At 38.9% G+C, this 17,981-nt stretch carries 11 protein-coding genes; 7 read left to right on the top strand and 4 right to left on the bottom strand.

Annotation, left to right across the window (positions count from 1 at the left end):
* Positions 1 to 673 precede the first annotated feature (673 nt).
* A complete protein-coding gene (locus tag IM793_RS05000) occupies positions 674 to 1,921 on the top strand; it encodes an MFS transporter (RefSeq protein ID WP_193420014.1) in 1,248 nt (415 codons plus the stop codon).
* 20 nt (positions 1,922 to 1,941) lie between these two features.
* Here IM793_RS05000 and IM793_RS04995 read toward each other — a convergent pair whose 3' ends face one another.
* Together IM793_RS04995 and IM793_RS04990 are read right to left on the bottom strand one after the other, a co-directional pair.
* The gene (locus tag IM793_RS04995; protein WP_193420013.1) at positions 1,942 to 2,922 is read right to left on the bottom strand and encodes a glycoside hydrolase family 43 protein; all 981 of its coding nucleotides are present in this window, start codon (positions 2,920 to 2,922) and stop codon (positions 1,942 to 1,944) included.
* Positions 2,923 to 3,855: 933 nt separating this feature from the next.
* Complete coding sequence (locus IM793_RS04990) at positions 3,856 to 5,226, bottom strand: dipeptidase (RefSeq protein ID WP_193420012.1); 1,371 nt, start codon at positions 5,224 to 5,226, stop codon at positions 3,856 to 3,858.
* A 289-nt stretch (positions 5,227 to 5,515) separates the two neighbouring features.
* On the opposite strand from IM793_RS04990, the gene IM793_RS04985 reads away from it, so the two are divergent.
* The 3 genes from IM793_RS04985 to IM793_RS04975 are packed head-to-tail and all read left to right on the top strand — an operon-like array spanning position 5,516 to position 8,605.
* Complete coding sequence (locus IM793_RS04985; RefSeq protein WP_193420011.1) at positions 5,516 to 6,496, top strand: SGNH/GDSL hydrolase family protein; 981 nt, start codon at positions 5,516 to 5,518, stop codon at positions 6,494 to 6,496.
* Between the two features lie 55 nt (positions 6,497 to 6,551).
* The gene (locus IM793_RS04980; RefSeq protein ID WP_193420010.1) at positions 6,552 to 7,100 is read left to right on the top strand and encodes a PH domain-containing protein; all 549 of its coding nucleotides are present in this window, start codon (positions 6,552 to 6,554) and stop codon (positions 7,098 to 7,100) included.
* The gene (locus IM793_RS04975; RefSeq protein WP_193420009.1) at positions 7,100 to 8,605 is read left to right on the top strand and encodes a PH domain-containing protein; all 1,506 of its coding nucleotides are present in this window, start codon (positions 7,100 to 7,102) and stop codon (positions 8,603 to 8,605) included. The genes IM793_RS04980 and IM793_RS04975 overlap by 1 nt, the downstream gene beginning before the upstream one ends.
* A gap of 46 nt (positions 8,606 to 8,651) precedes the next feature.
* Here the strand turns inward: IM793_RS04975 and IM793_RS04970 are convergent, their stop codons facing one another.
* Positions 8,652 to 9,536 (bottom strand): NmrA family NAD(P)-binding protein, encoded by an 885-nt coding sequence (locus tag IM793_RS04970; RefSeq protein ID WP_193420008.1) that lies wholly within the window; start codon positions 9,534 to 9,536, stop codon positions 8,652 to 8,654.
* An 81-nt stretch (positions 9,537 to 9,617) separates the two neighbouring features.
* Here IM793_RS04970 and IM793_RS04965 point away from each other — a divergent pair, with 81 nt between their 5' ends.
* Positions 9,618 to 9,971, top strand: coding sequence for a helix-turn-helix domain-containing protein (locus tag IM793_RS04965; protein WP_193420007.1), 354 nt, complete (start codon positions 9,618 to 9,620; stop codon positions 9,969 to 9,971).
* A gap of 342 nt (positions 9,972 to 10,313) precedes the next feature.
* Here the strand turns inward: IM793_RS04965 and IM793_RS04960 are convergent, their stop codons facing one another.
* A complete protein-coding gene (locus IM793_RS04960; protein ID WP_193420006.1) occupies positions 10,314 to 10,637 on the bottom strand; it encodes a DUF493 family protein in 324 nt (107 codons plus the stop codon).
* Positions 10,638 to 11,839: 1,202 nt separating this feature from the next.
* Between IM793_RS04960 and IM793_RS04955 the strand changes: the two genes are divergently transcribed.
* Positions 11,840 to 14,143: an ATP-dependent helicase gene (locus tag IM793_RS04955; RefSeq protein ID WP_193420339.1), complete on the top strand. Its 2,304-nt coding sequence runs from the start codon at positions 11,840 to 11,842 to the stop codon at positions 14,141 to 14,143.
* Positions 14,144 to 14,406: 263 nt separating this feature from the next.
* Positions 14,407 to 17,946, top strand: coding sequence for a chromosome segregation protein SMC (gene smc / locus IM793_RS04950; protein WP_193420005.1), 3,540 nt, complete (start codon positions 14,407 to 14,409; stop codon positions 17,944 to 17,946).
* Positions 17,947 to 17,981: the final 35 nt, after the last annotated feature.

Genomic DNA, 17,981 nt, shown 5'->3' with positions numbered 1-17,981 from the left:
TAAGAGCCCTTCGGTGGCGGTGGACCTGTACCAATTTTTCATCGGTAGCCGAGGCAAGCCCGAGCTAGGGGAAAAACCTTTAATTGTCATTCTGAACGAAGTGAAGAATCTTTAGATCAAAAGATCCTTCGTACCTCAGGATGACAGAAAATAACAATGCAAGCCTGAATATTATTTCCTAACCACCCCTGCCCCTCCTAAATCAGGAGGGGAGTTCCCCTCATAGTTTCAGAGTGATCAATTTACGGATGCCTGTCTCTGCTCCATGCTATCCGGCCTAGCAGATTTTCGTAGAAATAAGCATTGAAATTCTTGCACAAGCCCACAATACACCGCTGCCCAAGGCAATATAAAGTCCCGATTCTTCATCGGGGCCTCCATATTGCCGCAGTAAGAATTTCGATAGCTTAGTTCAAGAAAGGATGCAAGCCTTGATCTTTTGTTTCTTTTCTATCAAGAGAAAAGAAAGAGCCCCTCGGCGGCGGTGAGCCGAGGCAAGCCCGAGCGAAAGGGCAAGAATAGCGACCGCTTTAAGATTCCCGCCTGCGCGGGAATGACGATCGTATTACACCTCCTTTCAACCTACCACTTTTTTCAGTTGGATAGCAGATATTGAATTAAAATGATTAAATAATACCTGGCTTTTGATATTTTTACGGCATCTAAATAGACCATGTTCAAACTTATTTTCAACACTTATAAAACATCATTTAGCGGGTTAAGCAAAGAAACCTGGCTGTTGAGCATTGTAATGATGTTTAATCGTTGTGGAAGTATGGCTGTTCCTTTTATGGGCTTATACGTTACCCAAAGTTTACATCGCTCGGAAATGGACGCTGGTTTAATAATTACCTTATTTGGTGTAGGTTCAATTCTCGGTTCTGCAACAGGAGGAAAACTGACCGATATGATTGGTTTTCGGCCGGTGCAAATTTTATCATCGATTATCGGCGGACTGTTTTTCATCTTTTTCTCAACCATTACACATTTCTCCACACTTTGCGTTTTGGCAGTTGTCATCAGCTTTTTTTCAGAAGCATTTCGCCCTGCAAATTTTACAGCGGTGGCACATTATGCAAAGGAAGGAACCATTACCCGCTCCTATTCGCTCAACAGGCTGGCTGTGAATATCGGTTGGTCTGTAGGCATTAGTTTGGCAGGAATTATTGCTTCAATTAATTATAAGCTTTTGTTTATTGTTGAAGGTGGGGTAAGCATTATTGTTGGCGTATTAATCCTGTCGTTTTTGCCACAGGTGAAGGGTTTTATCCAGAAGGCAAAAGAAAATGCCATCAACATGGTTATCATGAAACCCTGGAAAGATATTTTTTACGTAAAATTTATTTTGCTTACCACTGTTTTTATCACTTGCGCATTCCTGATGTTCAGGGTTGTACCGGTATTTTTTAAAGAGCAATGGCACATCAATGAATTTGCTATTGGCATCATTATCGGCATTAACGGGTCGGTTATCGCCTTGTTTGAGATGATTATGATTAATAAAATAGAAGCCAAAAGATCGCCGATGTTTTTCATTATCATTGGTGCCGTATTATTTTCGATATCATATATCTTGCTGAGTGCTCCGGTTAGCTATCATCTGGTTGCAGCAGTTATTGTCATTATCATATTCACCGGTGGAGAAATGTTTTCACTACCATTCATTAATACAATTGTAATTAGCAGAAGTAATGAACATAACAGAGGGCTATATGCGGCCGGCTACACTTTAAGTTGGTCATGTGCCCAGGTTATCGGACCATTGTTTGGCTTTTTTGTTGCCAAAAATTTTGGTTACAACTGGCTCTGGTTCGGACTGGCCTGTATGCTTTTATTATGTGCCTGGGGGTTTAATACACTTGATAAAAGACAGGCAAAAACTGTTTTACAAAAAACTGAAGCTCAGCTGGAAATTGAATAAAATCTCCAGCCGAACATTCTTTATTTTACTTTCTGTGCTTTTACCCCTTCGTTGGTAATTTTTACGGGCAAAATCATACCTGCTGCATCAAATTTCATTTCATCAATACAGGTAACGCGATGATTACCATCAGTTTCGGTTAAAGGCCTGCGGTGATATACAATATAATAGGCTCCTTTTTTCTCATTGATAATTACGGAATGATGGCCCGCACCGGTTGCAATTGCTGCATCTTGCTTTAAAATTTTACCTACCCTTTTAAACGGACCGAAAGGTGAATCGCCAACTGCATAAGCTACTGAATAGTCTGGACCAGTCCAGCCACCCTCGCTCCACATAAAATAATATTTACCATTTCTGATGAACATATATGGGCCTTCTACATAATTATCAGGGGTTATTTCTTTAAAGATTGTACCATCTTCAAAAGGTAAAAAGCCAGTAAAATCTTTATTTAATTTAGCAACATTACAGTGTTTCCAGCCCCCATAAATTAAATAATACTGGCCATCTTTATCTTTAAACACAAACTGATCGATCGGTTGCGCACCGTTATGAAATTTATCTACCAAAGGTTTTCCGAGGTGGTCTTTATACGGTCCCTCTGGTTTATCGGCAACGGCTACACCGATCCCACCCACTTCATTATCGCTCTGGATATCGTTGGCGCCGAAAAACAAATAGTATTTCTTGTCTTTTTGAACAATGGCTGGTGCCCACATGGCTTTGTTGGCCCATTTTACAGCAGCCGTATCTAAAATATGAGGGTGTTTTTTCCATTTCACCAAATCATCTGAGGAAAAAGCATCCAAAAATACCTGTTCCTTATACTTTGCCGAATAGGTTGGATAAACCCAGTATTTATTATTGAAAATAGCAGCGTCAGGATCTGCATACCAACCTTTAAATATTGGATTTCCAGACTGATTAATCGTTTTAGTATCCTGAGCAAAAGAAGCGAGCCCGGATAAAAGTAAAAGAGATGAGATGAGGTGTTTCATGGTACCAATTTAGAAAAAAATCTGTGGTAAAAAAATTTGGCGCTAGGTTTAACCGCAAAGTGCGCAAAGAAAAGACGCAAAGAACGCTACTAAAACAGCGGCAATTTTAATCTTAAATAATGATTTGTACTGTTTCGGAAAGCAAAATCTGTAGTCAATAACTTAAGGAAGCCCCGCTCTTCGTTTCAAATCCTCGCCCTCATGCTTCGGCCTGCGGGTTTTACACTTTGATCGGGTATAGGTGGCAAGGTTGGCAATACTATCTAAGTTTTATAACGACTGTAGGAACAGGCTTTGCTTTGAAGAACGAACCGCAGTTAAATAAACCCGACAGAGCTAAATAGCCCGGAATGGAGCGCAGCGAAATGAGGACTATAAGCGATGGCGGGACGAAAGTACCTATGAAACACAGAACGCTCATTTTCAAAATGGCAAAGAAATCCCTGCTTAATAAATTAGGTAGGTCTTCGACTCCGCTCAAACTGACCATAAAAATTAAATTTATTGAGTTGTTTTGGAAAGCAAAACTTGAAGTAGTTGGGTTAAAGCAGCCCTGCCCTTCGTTCCAAATCCTCGTCCTCATGCTTCGGCCTGCGGGTTTTTCACTACGGTCAGGTTTAGATGGCACGGCAAACCGTACTATCCGGAGCTGTAAGATGCATAATTAATGCCATGGCAGGAACAAGCTATGCTCTGGAAAACAGGCCACTGTTAAATAAACCCGACAGAGCTAAATAGCCCGGAATGGAGCGCAGCGAAATGAGGACTATAAGCGATGGCGGGACTACAGGCGCTTTGGAATACTAAACGCTTGTTTTCAAAAAAAAATCGTCATCTCAATCGAAGCGCAATCCCGAACTTTCGGGAGAGAAATCGGCTAAAAATAGATTTCTCGACTGCGTTGCACTCCGCTCGAAATGACGATCTGTTGCTTTATTTACTCAATTCAGCGAAATATTTATGGAATAACGGCAAAGTTTCTATTCCTTTATAATAATTGTAAATATCATATTTCTCATTTGGAGAGTGCAGCGCATCGCTATCTAAACCGAAGCCAAAAAGCACCGATTTAATGCCCAGTACATCTTCAAACAAGGCCACGATAGGAATACTGCCACCACCGCGTGTTGGAATAGCTTTTTTACCAAAACTATCTTCAATCGCTTTTTCGGCAGCCTGGTATGCAATACTATCAGTTGGGGTTACTACAGGTTCGCCACCGTGGTGAGGCGTAACTTTTACTTTTACATTTTTAGGTGCAATGCTTTCGAAATGTTTGGTAAAAATCTCGGCAATTTCTTCTGAGCTTTGATGTGGAACCAAACGCATAGAAATTTTTGCATTGGCTTTACTAGGTAAAACGGTTTTTGCACCCTCGCCAATATAACCACTCCAAATTCCGTTTACTTCTAAAGTTGGGCGTGTACCTGTACGCTCCAGGGTCGAATAACCTTTCTCCCCCCAAACTTCTTCTATATCTAAATCCTTTTTGTATTCTGCTTCGTTGTAAGGTGCAGAATTTAATGCTTTTTTCTCCTCGTCAGTTAATTCGAGTACTTTATCGTAAAAAGCAGGGATAGTAATGTGGTTATTTTCGTCGTGTAATGAAGCAATCATTTTACAAAGAATAGTTGCCGGATTGGCCACTGCCCCACCATAAACTCCTGAGTGTAAATCGCGATTCGGACCAACTACTTCAACTTCCATGTAAGCTAAACCACGTAAGCCAGTTTCGATTGATGGATGTTCCATACTGATCATCGAAGTATCAGAAATCAAAACTACATCGGCCTTTAAACGCTCGGTATTTGCATTTACAAAAATGCCAAGGTTGGCAGATCCTACCTCCTCTTCACCTTCGATCATGAATTTAACATTACAAGCCAAAGTATTGGTTTGCATCATCAACTCGAAAGCTTTTACGTGCATATAAAATTGTCCTTTATCATCACAGGCACCACGGGCGTAAATTTTGCCATCGCGTACCGTAGGCTCAAAAGGTGGTGTATGCCAAAGTTCTAAGGGATCAGCAGGCTGAACATCGTAATGACCGTATATTAAAACAGTTGGTAAAGAAGCATCTATAATTTTTTCGCCATAAACAATAGGATATCCTGCAGTTGGGCAAATTTCCACCTGATCAGCTCCTGCATCTTTTAATTTCTGTGCAACATAATCAGCTGTTTTTAAAACATCGCCTTTGTATTTCGGATCAGCACTAACCGATGGAAAACGCAATAACTCAAACAACTCATCTAAAAAACGTTGTTTGTGCGTTTCTACATAATTTTTAATCTCTTGCATAACAAAATGAATTTGGACAAATATAGGCTTTACCAGATAAAAGGCGCAGTAAACGATTAAATTATCACCTCGTTAAGCATAAAACTTTGCTTATACATGATTTCTGCATTAAATTATTTAAATGCAGAAATATTGGTGTTATCTTAAAACGTAAAAACCGTCTTTTAATAGCTACAAAAAATAATTTAATGTTTGTAAAAAAGAATAGTACGGTGTTTTTTATGTTTACTTTTTTGTAAATTGCGCCATTAAACGATGTCCTTAAATCCTGTACGAAAGAATTTTAACAATGAAGTTTAGCGCAAAAGTATTTTTATCTCTGCTGCTGCTTTTCGTTGTCCGCATTTCTTTATTCGCTCAAGGAACAATACCTCCCCCCAACCGCGTTAGTTGCCCGGAAGCAGCCCAATATTATTCAAAAGACAGTATAAATATTGTAACTTTTGGAGCCAGCACAATAGAAGGTGTTAATGGTGTTGGTTTTCAAACCATGCTTCAGAACAATTTTATAAATTGTTATACGAACAAAATCGTGGATATAACCAATCATGGTATTGGTGGCCAGACTACTTTTCAAGGGTTACTCCGGATTGACAAAGCAATAGCCAATAGAACAGGTTTTATCGTGATTGATATGGGGATTAATGATGCTGTTGCCATAGCTGCAGGCAAAGGAAATGTGGCCGAAACCGTTGCCAATATGCGGGTTTTAATTGCGGCGAGTCTTAAACAGAAATTAATCCCGATTTTGTGTACGCTTCAGTTTGTTGATGACAGAACCAATAAAGGTTATGTTGCTGTAAATGCCAACATCAGAAACCTGAATGCAGCATACAGAAAATTAGCAACAGAGTATAAAATATATATGGCTGATGTAAATGCGGCCATGAGACGCGATTTTACACTTTACCAGGATGCATTTCATCCAAATGCACGCGGTTACAGGTTAGTGAGCTATGTTATTTTTGACGCTATTAATAAAGCAATTTTCGAAAAACTCCTAAAGTTTACCGTTACTCAGAATTACCCGAATCCTGCTGCTATGCAAACATTTATTGATGTTGTTTTGCCAGAAACAGATAAGATTAATGTGCAGATTTACGATTTAATGGGCCGGTTGGTTAAAACAGTAGTGAACGAATACCTTAACGTAGGAAAACACACTTTAGAAATAAACACCTCTGCTTTTGTTCCCGGCATTTATTTTTTCAAAATTTCTTCCGATTCCGGTCAATACAATGCTGCGAAAAAGTTTATTGTAGCGAGGTAACAAAAGCATTAAATATTAGTCAGATATTTGATTAATACGTGTTAACATTTTAATTATGTCCTCCGATACATCTTTCGCAAACGAAACAGTTGATCTTGATCATCTTCCGAAGTATGAAGAAATTTCACTAAAACAACCTCATTCCAGTTATTGGAAAATTATCTGCATCAACCTGGTGATTTTTTTTGTGCTATTGGGAATTAGTGCTGGTTCGCTTTTATTGTTTGTTGATGAAATAAGACCAAATGCAGTTTGGATTATCCCTCTTTATTTCATCCTGGCCGTTGTTTTTTTTCTGCTTTTCCGTTTAAGTTTTAAAAAACGTGGTTACGCGGTACGTACGCATGATGTAATTTATAAGAGTGGAATTATTGCCGAGTCTACCACGATTGTTCCTTTAAACAGGATCCAGCACATTGAATTAAACGAAGGTATTTTTTCGCGGATATTTAAATTAGGATCCCTGCAGTTATTTACTGCAGGCGGCCAAAGCGGACATATCAACATTTCGGGTATAGCAATTGAGGAGGCAAAAAGCATCAGGGACTTACTTTTGAAAAAATTAGACCTGCTCGAAAACCCAACCACTGAAACAGAAGCGTAATGGACAACGATTTTAGCAAACCACAACGCGAATCGGCCTTTGGCATCATTATAATGGGTGCGCATACCATGCTCAAGATTGGCAAGGCGAGTTTTTTCTTATTTATTATAGCATTTGTAAAAATGCCGAATACCTCCTTTATCTACCTGATAATGGGCATCTTGGTTATTACATTAATTAGCTTCGTATTTTCTTATTTGTGGTATTTAAAATTCACGTTCTTTCTGGATAAAGAAAAGCAGGAGTTTGTGGTGAATAAAGGCATCTTCAATCGCGATCAGGTCATTATTCAACTCGATAAAATACAGCAGGTTAACATTAATCAGAATATTCTGCAGAAAATTATTGGTGTTTATGGTTTAAAAATCGACACTGCGGGTGCGCATGGAGAAGAAGTAAGTATAAAAGCCATAGATGAAACCGCTGCTTACAACCTTCAGGCGCATCTACTGAACAGAAAGGCTGTGGATGGACTGCAACCGGAAGCGATACATAAAAATGATCTGACTGAAGAAACACCATTTTTAAGGATCAGTGGCTTTACTCTATTTAAAGTTGGTTTAACGTCTAACTACGGACAAAGTTTAGCTTTACTTGCTGCTTTTTTTTACACGGTTATTTATGAAGGCCGGCAATTGCTGGATGCCTTTAAGATCAACAGAGATGAAATTCAGAATACGGTAACCGGAATGTTGACCATTGTTACGGTTTTCATTTTAATTGCGTGCCTTTTAATTGTATTGCTGATTATCAATCTGGTTAGAACCTTCTACAAATATTTCGAACTCCAGATCAGTCAGCATAAAGATGCCCTGCTGCTCTCTTCGGGATTAATTGCCAAGAAAAATACTTTGATCAGTCCAAATAAAGTACAGATTACCAAATACAGCCAGAATTACTTCCAGAAAAAGATGAATATGCTGAATATGAGTTTAAGGCAGGCTCATTTTGGTCAAAGTAAAAAAGGACATGAAATGCAGGGGAACACCTTGGAAATACCAGGCTGTAACCCTATTGAGCGTGATGAACTGTTAAAAATGATATTGGCTAAGGCACCACTAAAGGGAAAAATATTTGTTCCTGACTGGCGTTTTTTAAACCTGCCAATTTTCTTCAAACTGATTTTACCCGTTTCAATCTTTTTGATCCTGGCTTTTAATATCCCGGAGGTGAAACCTTTTATTGGTATCGCAATTGCATACTTCGTTGTAGGTGTGCTCATGATCTATATCAGCTACCGCCGGCACCGGATTTCAGTAAGTCAGGATTTCATCATCAAAACCAGCGGAATTTGGGATATTTCGAATGAAATTGTAGTGCCAAATAAGATTCAGGCAATTACTACTTTTCAATACCCCTGGCACAAAGGAGTGGATGTTGGCCACCTCACTTTACATACCGCTGCAGGTCAGATTCACTTCAAATATGGTAATTATACCGAAATTAAGCAGCTCGTAAATTATTGGTTATACCAGGTAGAGCATAAAAATGAGAATTGGATGTAGCCATACAGTTGTCCGGCCGCTAAACCGAACAACTGTTATCCTTTAATTAGCTATGATATGCTGCAGCAAAATCTTTGGCAAAATCTTCAAGTTTAATGCCACCTAAAACAGGTCTGTTTTTATAATAATCTACAAAAAGTTTTTTGCTTCTTATCGCATCGCCCATTTCTACATAGTTTTTGGCTATTTCTTCAGGCAAACCTGCGCCTACCATTCCGTTAAATGCATCTTCATCGTTAAATTCAATCCAAGGTAATTCTGGCTTACCCACGGCAGTGCCCAAAGCTTTTGCAACATCAGCCGGCGTACTTTCATCATCACTGGCTACGTATTGTATGGTTTTACCTGTAAAATTGCTTTCCAATACTTCAGCAGCTACTTCAGCAATGTTGCGGGGATGCACCAAAACAAGTTTGGCATCTGCACCGAAATTAGATCCCAATATATTTGCATGTTTAACCATATCGACGTTGGCTAAAAAGTTGATATAGAAATAACCGGCACGCAAATGTTTTACATCTACCCCATTTAATGTTTCAAAAATATTTTCCACATCATGCAATCCGGCAATTGGGCCAGTTCCATCAGACAGATCTGCACCTACACTACTTAAATTCACTACTTTTTTAACCCCCGACTCTTTTATGGCAGCAGCATAATTTTCGCCGATACCTTTAATATATGCCCTAAATTTTGGTGCTGCAAAATCTGATGGAACCATAGTGTAAATAGCGTCAGCCCCGGTAAATGCATTTGTTAAAAATTTAATATCGCTTACACTACCAATTAAGGGTATAGCGCCAAGCGATTTAATTTCTTCTGCCCTGTCAGCGTTACTGCTAATCACTTTCACTTCATGGCCTTTGGCTACCAATATTTCGGCTAGCGGCTTTGTAATATTACCTGTTGATCCTGTTAATGTTATTTTCATGATTTTTTGTTTTTAAATATTGAATACAAAGCTATATTTGTGCTTACTTTTATACAAGTACTTACCCCAAAGTATGTAACTATGACAGCCATTAAAGAAAGTTCGACCCGTAATTTTAATAAAGGCGTAGCGCTAACCAGCTGCCCTGTTACTTTTGTAATGGAAAAAATTGGTGGTTATTGGAAACCCATCATTATTTTTCATTTAATGAGCGGGCCAAAACGTTACAGCGAGTTAAAACGTGCTATACCAGAGATTACAGAGAAAATGCTGATACAACACTTAAAGCAGTTGCAAAATGATGACCTCGTTCATCGGGATGCGCGAGCCGTTATTCCGCCCGTAGTTACGTATAGCCTTACAAAATCAGGACAGGATCTGTTTCAGGTATTAGATTCGATGGTAGATTGGGCCGTTAAAAATGGCTCTGTTTAACCTCATTATAGACAAAATAAGGGTTTGAATAAAACTTTGGCTCATTTTACCATTTAAGATACATATAAGCCAATACAGGGTAGATCATGAAACAAGTTTAGCATGATGGCTTTATGTGTAGTTGATTATTAGGCGATATAATATCTTTTATTGATTGGAAATGAAAGGATGGTTTTTCATTGGAGATTGCGGTCCTGCTGTTCGCTGTAGCCCTCATGCTTCGGGGCTGCCGCTACCATCAGGTTTACGAACAGCGTAAGTGCACAATACAACCTCAAAAATGAAATACGGATCTAGCTTTTCTAAAAACCAAAAGAAATCATTTTAAATGTGCGGGATAGCCTACAGTATCATAATCCCCTTGATGTTTGCGGCTTGCTTATAAACAGCAATTACCTCATCAGCATTCTGCATGGTCTTTTTTACCGTAATCGAAACATATTTACCGGTTTTTGAGGGTTGCTCAATAAACTCATCATTGGGTAAAATGGCACGTAAATCCTGTATTTTATCTAAACCGCCTGTAATGATAAATTTAAAATTGTAAACACCCGGAAATTTTTCAACACTTTCCAGTTTCTCTTTTAAGTTGGCATAAATATCCTTGTTATCCCCATCCGGGATATCGGAAAACTCAATATCCTTATTTATTTTTTTCTCTTCCATTATCAGATTATATCAAATTCTATACCTAAAACATCAGTGTGTAATTCTGACAGCATCCTGCATTTATTTAACTCAAAATCCCGCCATTTTGCGTGAAAAACTGTTGGTTTTAAACCCTCAATAGTAGTACAAACCCAATTTACCTAAACCTTGGCGAAGCGGATACCGGCCTGGTGCGTAAGGCCTGCAGGCGTATGAGCAAAGCAAAGGGCTACACAACCCAATGAAATAAAGGTTTGGCTTTTCTAAAAAACCAAAGGAGCAGATCTACCATAGCCATATTAGCCCCAATAAAAACAAGGGCATTTTACCATATAAGATAGATAAGGGCCATATAAGCCAATACCGGATAGATTCTGACCACGAAGTAGCTATTAGACCTAAAAAACAATAAGAACAGCTAATAAAACGAGTTCAGAATGAGGGGCGTAAAATAAAGCTGTTGGTTTTAAAACCTCAATAGCAGCACAAACTCAATTTAAATAAACCTTGGCGAAGCAGATACCGGCCTGGTGCTTAAGGCCTGCAGGCGTATGAGCAAAGCAAAGGGCTACACAACCCAATGAAATAAAGGTTTGGCTTTTCTAAAAAACCAAAGGAGCAGATCTACCATAGCCATATTAGCCCCAATAAAAACAAGGGCATTTTACCATATAAGATAGATAAGGGCCATATAAGCCAATACCGGATAGATTCTGACCACGAAGTAGCTATTAGACCTAAAAAACAATAAGAACAGCTAATAAAACGAGTTCAGAATGAGGGGCGTAAAATAAAGCTGTTGGTTTTAAAACCTCAATAGCAGCACAAACTCAATTTAAATAAACCTTGGCGAAGCAGATACCGGCCTGGTGCTTAAGGCCTGCAGGCGTATGAGCAAAGCAAAGGGCTACACAACCCAATGAAATAAAGGTTTGGCTTTTCTAAAAAACCAAAGGAGCAGATCTACCATAGCCATATTAGCCCCAATAAAAACAAGGTTCATTTTACCATATAAGATAGATAAGGACATATAAGTCAATACTGCCAGATCCTGGCCACGATTAGCTATTAGACCTAAAAAACAACAAGAACAGCTAATAAAACGGGTTCAGAATGACGAACGATAAAATATGACTTTAGGTTTTAAACTAATTACTAACAACTTTGGCAAAAAGCGACAGGAATTGTTATTTTTGAACCTCAAAAAAACAGGAGCCGATTTGGATTATTTAGCAGGATTAAACCCACAACAGAGAGCAGCAGTAGAGAACACAAAAGGACCAGTAATGATTGTTGCAGGTGCAGGTTCGGGCAAAACCAGGGTAATTACATTTCGTGTAGCCCATCTTATCCAAACCGGTACCGATCCATTTAATATTCTGGTTTTAACCTTTACCAACAAAGCGAGTAAAGATATGCGCGAGCGTATCAGTAAAGTGGTTGGTGCAGAGGCGAAGAACATTTGGATGGGTACATTTCACTCTGTTTTTGCGAAAATTTTACGTGTGGAGGCCGAAAAAATCGGTTATCCAAGCAACTTTACCATTTACGATACCGACGATAGTAAAAGTGTAATCCGAGCTATTTTGAAAGAAATGCAGTTGGATGATAAATTATATGCAGCAAACTTTGTTTTTAACAGAATTTCATCAGCTAAAAATAATTTAATTTCATGGGGCGAATACCAGGCTAACGACCAGATACAGGCTGAAGATATTCAGAATAAACGCCCATTAATTGGCCAGATTTATGAAACCTATGCTAAACGCTGTTTCAGGGCTGGCGCAATGGATTTCGACGATTTGTTGTTCAAAACCAATATTTTATTAAAAGAACACCCGGATGTTTTAAATAAATACCAGCAGAAATTCAGATACCTGATGGTGGATGAGTACCAGGATACCAACTTTTCGCAGTATACCATTGTGAAAAAACTGGCTGCTGCCTATCAGAATATTTGTGTGGTAGGTGATGATGCACAGAGTATTTATGCGTTTCGTGGAGCAAACATCCAGAATATTTTAAATTTTGAACGCGATTATCCTGATTTAAAGGTTTATAAATTAGAACAGAATTACCGTTCTACCCAAAATATTGTTGATGCTGCAAGCAGTATTATTGCCAACAACAAAAATCAACTCGAAAAGAATGTATTTTCTGAAAATGCAGAAGGAGATAGAATTAAAGTTTCGCGTGCGTTTACCGATAACGAAGAGGGTAAATTAGTTGCCGAAGCCATTATCCAGGAACGCAGTACAAAAGGATACCAGCACAACGATTTCGCCATTTTATACCGTACAAATGCGCAAAGCAGGGCGATGGAGGAAGGTTTACGTAAACTGAATATTCCTTACCGGATTTATGGCGGTCAGTCTTTTTACCAACGCAAAGAGATTAAAGATTTAATTGCTTATTTCCGTTTAACTTTTAATCCGAAGGATGAAGAGGCTATAAAACGTGTAATCAATTATCCTAAACGTGGTATTGGCGATACTTCTATTGATAAAATTATTGTTGCGGCAGATCAGCATGGAAAAACCATGTGGGATGTAATTTCGAATGCGCACGAATATGTAGATGGGCGTTTAGCCAATCAACTGAACGATTTTTCCATGATGGTGCAAAGCTTCCAGGCAGAAGCGAAAAAGCTGGATGCCTATGATACAGCTTTGTTTATTGCCCAACATGCCGGTATTTTAAAAGAGCTATATACTGATGATAGTGTGGAAGGGCGTGCGAGATACGAAAATATTCAGGAATTATTAAATGGTATTAAGGAGTTTGCAGAACGAGAAGACATTGAAGAAAAAGGTCTTGATATTTTTATGCAGGATGTTGCCCTTTTAACCAATGATGATAAAGATGGTGATAAAAATAAGGATACCGTTTCTTTAATGACGATCCACTCAGCCAAAGGATTGGAGTTTAAAAACGTTTTTATTGTTGGATTGGAAGAAAATCTGTTTCCATCACAAATGTCGTTAACCAACCGCACTGATTTAGAAGAGGAGCGCCGTTTGTTTTATGTTGCCATTACCCGTGCCGAAGTAAAACTGACACTCACTTATGCCACTTCCCGCTACCGCTGGGGAACGTTAACCAACTGCGAACCAAGCCGTTTCATTAATGAAATTAGTCCGAAGTTTTTAGAGTTGGATGTTAAACCTGCTAAATCAACTACTTTCGACGGAAACTTTGATGATGATAGGAAATCATGGACTTCACAACCCCGCGACTTTATCAGCAAACCAAAACCAGCTGCTGGTGCAACCACTTCTGCCCCACCTGTACGTCCGAAAACGACATCACTACTGGCAAAAGCACACGTGCCAACACCTGGTTTCACCCCATCACAACCACATGAATTTCAGGGGGGTATGGAAGTTGAGCACGAAAAATTCGGTTTTGGAAAAATTATCAGCTTAGAGGGAACCTTACCAGATGTTAAGGCAACAGTGTTTTTCCAGGGCTTAGGCAATAAACAGTTGCTGCTTAAGTTTGCAAAACTGATGATTGTGAAGTAAACGCAGATTTCCATTTAACCACGTAAATCAACGAAGATCGTCATCCTGTCCCGATTTTACATCGGGATCAGGATCTTTATAGATTTACATAATAGCTGCTGAATCAAGTTGAGCATGACGAATGCTAATGAAAATTATGTCTAACTCAAGGCTCTCTGCGCTTTTCTCTCTGCGCTCTTTGCGGTTAAAAACACCATGGTTAAAAAGTTGAAAAACCACAAAATTATCCTTAATATTGGATTGGGTTCTCCCGATGACAAACCATGCAACTTACCAGGTTAGAAATTAAAGGTTTTAAGAGCTTTGGCGATAAAGTGACCATCAATTTTAATGAGGGTGTTACTGCTATCGTTGGTCCGAATGGTTGCGGAAAATCTAATGTAATCGATGCCATGCGCTGGGTTTTGGGCGAACAGAGCACTAAAGCCTTGCGATCGGAAAAGATGGAGAACATCATTTTCAACGGAACAAAAAACCGTAAACAGGCACAGCTTGCAGAGGTTTCATTAAGCTTTGATAATACCAAGAACATTCTTCCTACCGCTTATTCACAGGTTACCGTAACACGTAAACTCTACAGAAATGGCGATAGTGAATATCGTTTAAACGATGTTCAATGCAGGTTAAAAGACATTACCGACCTTTTTCTGGATACCGGGATCGGCTCTGATAGTTATTCTATTATTGAGCTGAAAATGGTTGATGAAATTATTACCAATAAAGAACATAGCCGCCGTTCCTTATTTGAAGAAGCATCGGGAATCTCGAAATACAAATTACGCAAAAAACAGACTTTCAGCAAATTAAAAGACACAGAGGCCGATTTAGAGCGGGTTGAAGATTTACTTTTCGAAATCGAAAAAAACCTTAAAACCTTAGAAAATCAGGCACGCAAAGCTGAACGTTATTATAAGTTAAAAGAGCAATACCGCGAACTGAGTATTCAGTTGGCTACACATCGCATTGCCTTCTTCCGTACCGACTTAAATGCTTTAGAAACACAGGAGCAAAGTCAACAGGTGAACCGTACAGAACTCAGTACCAAAATAGATACCGTTGAAGCCGAACTGCAAAAACTTAAACTAGGTAGTATCAACCAGGAAAAAAACCTTTCTGTACAACAAAAGGCCACAAATGAGGTTGTTTCTAAAATCCGCGCTTACGAAAGCGAGAAAAAAGTAAAGAACGAGCAGATGCGTTTTTTACAGGAAAAAGAAACACGTTTATCCGGCGAACTCGAAAAAGATAAAAACCAGGTTAACCACATTAAATACAACATCAAACGTTTAAATGAAGAAGTTTTAACAGAAACAGAGGTTTTTAACCGACTGGGATCTGATTTAAAGCTACTGAAATCTACGCTTGATACTTTACGCGAGCAACAACAGACCGAGAAAAACAGGATTGACAATCTGATCAAATCGGTTAACGAGCTACAAAACCAGGTATACCAATCGCAAAAAGAAATTGATATCCTGAATATCCAGAAAGATGCCCTGGTACAGGAAACTAACCGGAATGTTGATGATACCGAAACCAAAACCTTAGAGTTAAAGGCTTTCGATCATGCATTAGCCGAACTTGATATCCAGGTAAGGGAAAAACAGGCCAATATTAAAAACTTAACAGAAGCGGAAGAACTTTTGAAAGAAAAACTGGCTACATCCGAAATTAACCTCAGTTTAAACAAAGAAAAACTTACGGCCGAAAACCGTAAAAAAGATGCCAAACAGAACGAATATAACCTGACCAAATCGCTGGTTGATAGTTTGGAAGGTTTCCCGGAATCGATCCGTTTTTTAAAGAAAAACAATGCTTTTGCCAAAAGTGCCCTGCTCCTTTCTGATATTTTATTCTGTAATGAAGATTACCGCATCGCGATAGAAAATTACCTCGAACCGGTAATGAACCACTATGTTGTTGATCAGTATGCAGATGCCGTTCAGGCCATTAATCTTTTAACCGATGCCAGCCGTGGAAGGGCGAATTTCTTTATTTTAGAAAATGTTCCCGATAAAAACCCGCTTATTGGTACTCACGAAGGATTGGTTTCAGCTTTATCGGTAATCGAAGTCGACAAAAAATACCAGCACCTCTGCAACCTGCTTTTACAAAATGTATATATCGCAATAGCCGAGCAGGAAAATTTATTTAAAGCCACACCAACCGAGAGTTTAACCATTTTGGCCAAAAATGGAAAATATGCCCAAACGAGATTTACTTTGGCAGGTGGATCGGTGGGTTTATTTGAAGGAAAAAGGATTGGTCGTGCGAAGAATTTAGAAAATCTGGCTAAAGAAATTAAAGCTTCAGAATCACTGATTAATCAGTATAATGCAGCTATAAAAGCCGAAACAGACAATATATTTAACCTGAAAGAGGCTTCAAAAATTAACCAGATTAATGCTTTACAACAGGAAATGAACCGTTTAAACAACGAACACATTTCTGTGCAGACCCGCCGCGATCAATATCAGGAGTTTATCACCACTAGCGAAAACCGCAAAACGGATATCGCGCAAAAGATCGTATCTATAGAAAAAGCCTTGTCGGAGAAGTTACCCGCATTGGTTCAACTGCAAAAAAATCAGCAGGAAGCGCATATCAACCTACAAGAACAACAGCTTAATTATCAGGAAATTGCCGATCAGGTAAATGAAAGTGCGGGTAAGTACAACCAGGATAACATCCGTTTTCACCAGCAACAGAATAAACTATCAGGTTTAGAAAAAGATTTAGATTACCGTTTTGTACAGGAAGAAGCTTTAAATAAGCGCATTGCCCAAAACGACAAAGAATTACAGGAAACCCTAATCCAAATTACGGCAACCTTACAGCATACCGATCTTAACGACGATACGCTTTTGGAGATGTATCAACAACGGGAAGAAATGGAAAAAGGCCTTGCTGAAGCCGAGCAGGCATATTTTTCAAGTAAAGGAAGCATTAACGAGGTAGAAAACGACCTGACGAATATCCGCAAAAACCGCGAAGAAACTGATTTCTTATTAACCGAAATCAAGGATAAAAAGAATGCTTTAAAAATCGACTTAAATGCCTTAAAAGAACGTTTAGCTGTCGAGTTTAATATAGATATTAACGACCTTTTAGAAACCGAGACTGAAATTGAAGCGCTGGAAAGCGAGTTCGAACTGCGCCAGAAAGTAGAAAAAATGAAGCGTCAGTTGGATGAGTTTGGGGCCATCAACTCTATGGCCATGGAAGCTTTTAAAGAAATGGAAGAGCGTTATACTTTTATCCAGAATCAGAAAAAAGACCTCAACGCCGCCAAAACTGATCTTTTACAAACCATAAAAGAAATCGATGATACGGCTAAAGATAAATTTATGCAGGCTTTTACTCAGGCCCGCGAACATTTTATTGTGGTTTTCCGCTCTTTATTTAACGAAGAAGATAGCTGCGACCTGATTTTATCAGATATCAACAATCCTTTAGAGGCCGATATTGATATTATTGCCCGTCCAAAAGGGAAAAGGCCATTATCTATTAACCAACTATCAGGTGGAGAAAAAACGTTAACAGCTACTGCCCTATTGTTTTCACTTTACCTGTTAAAACCTGCGCCTTTCTGTATTTTCGACGAGGTTGATGCCCCATTGGATGATACCAACATTGATAAATTCAATAATATTATCCGAAAATTCTCAGATCAATCGCAGTTTATCATCGTATCACATAACAAACGTACCATTGCCAGTACCGATATCATTTATGGGGTAACTATGGTAGAGCAGGGCGTTTCGAGGGTGGTTGCCGTAGATTTAAGAGAAGTGGCGGCGTAAGCACTTACAAACCTATAAGTTTTAAAAAACTTAAT

The sequence above is a fragment of the Pedobacter sp. MR2016-19 genome, from assembly GCF_014947265.1.
Lineage (GTDB): Bacteria > Bacteroidota > Bacteroidia > Sphingobacteriales > Sphingobacteriaceae > Pedobacter.
The sequence above is the reverse complement of the archived record's forward strand: the minus strand, read 5'-3'. Positions and strand labels throughout refer to the sequence as shown.

What these genes read in the sequence shown, in the direction of transcription:
- IM793_RS05000 (WP_193420014.1), top strand. Translation starts at nt 674, where the DNA reads ATGTTCAAACTTATTTTCAACACTTATAAAACATCATTTAGCGGGTTA.
- IM793_RS04995 (WP_193420013.1), bottom strand. Translation starts at nt 2,922, where the DNA reads ATGAAACACCTCATCTCATCTCTTTTACTTTTATCCGGGCTCGCTTCT.
- IM793_RS04990 (WP_193420012.1), bottom strand. Translation starts at nt 5,226, where the DNA reads ATGCAAGAGATTAAAAATTATGTAGAAACGCACAAACAACGTTTTTTA.
- IM793_RS04985 (WP_193420011.1), top strand. Translation starts at nt 5,516, where the DNA reads ATGAAGTTTAGCGCAAAAGTATTTTTATCTCTGCTGCTGCTTTTCGTT.
- IM793_RS04980 (WP_193420010.1), top strand. Translation starts at nt 6,552, where the DNA reads ATGTCCTCCGATACATCTTTCGCAAACGAAACAGTTGATCTTGATCAT.
- IM793_RS04975 (WP_193420009.1), top strand. Translation starts at nt 7,100, where the DNA reads ATGGACAACGATTTTAGCAAACCACAACGCGAATCGGCCTTTGGCATC.
- IM793_RS04970 (WP_193420008.1), bottom strand. Translation starts at nt 9,536, where the DNA reads ATGAAAATAACATTAACAGGATCAACAGGTAATATTACAAAGCCGCTA.
- IM793_RS04965 (WP_193420007.1), top strand. Translation starts at nt 9,618, where the DNA reads ATGACAGCCATTAAAGAAAGTTCGACCCGTAATTTTAATAAAGGCGTA.
- IM793_RS04960 (WP_193420006.1), bottom strand. Translation starts at nt 10,637, where the DNA reads ATGGAAGAGAAAAAAATAAATAAGGATATTGAGTTTTCCGATATCCCG.
- smc (WP_193420005.1), top strand. Translation starts at nt 14,407, where the DNA reads ATGCAACTTACCAGGTTAGAAATTAAAGGTTTTAAGAGCTTTGGCGAT.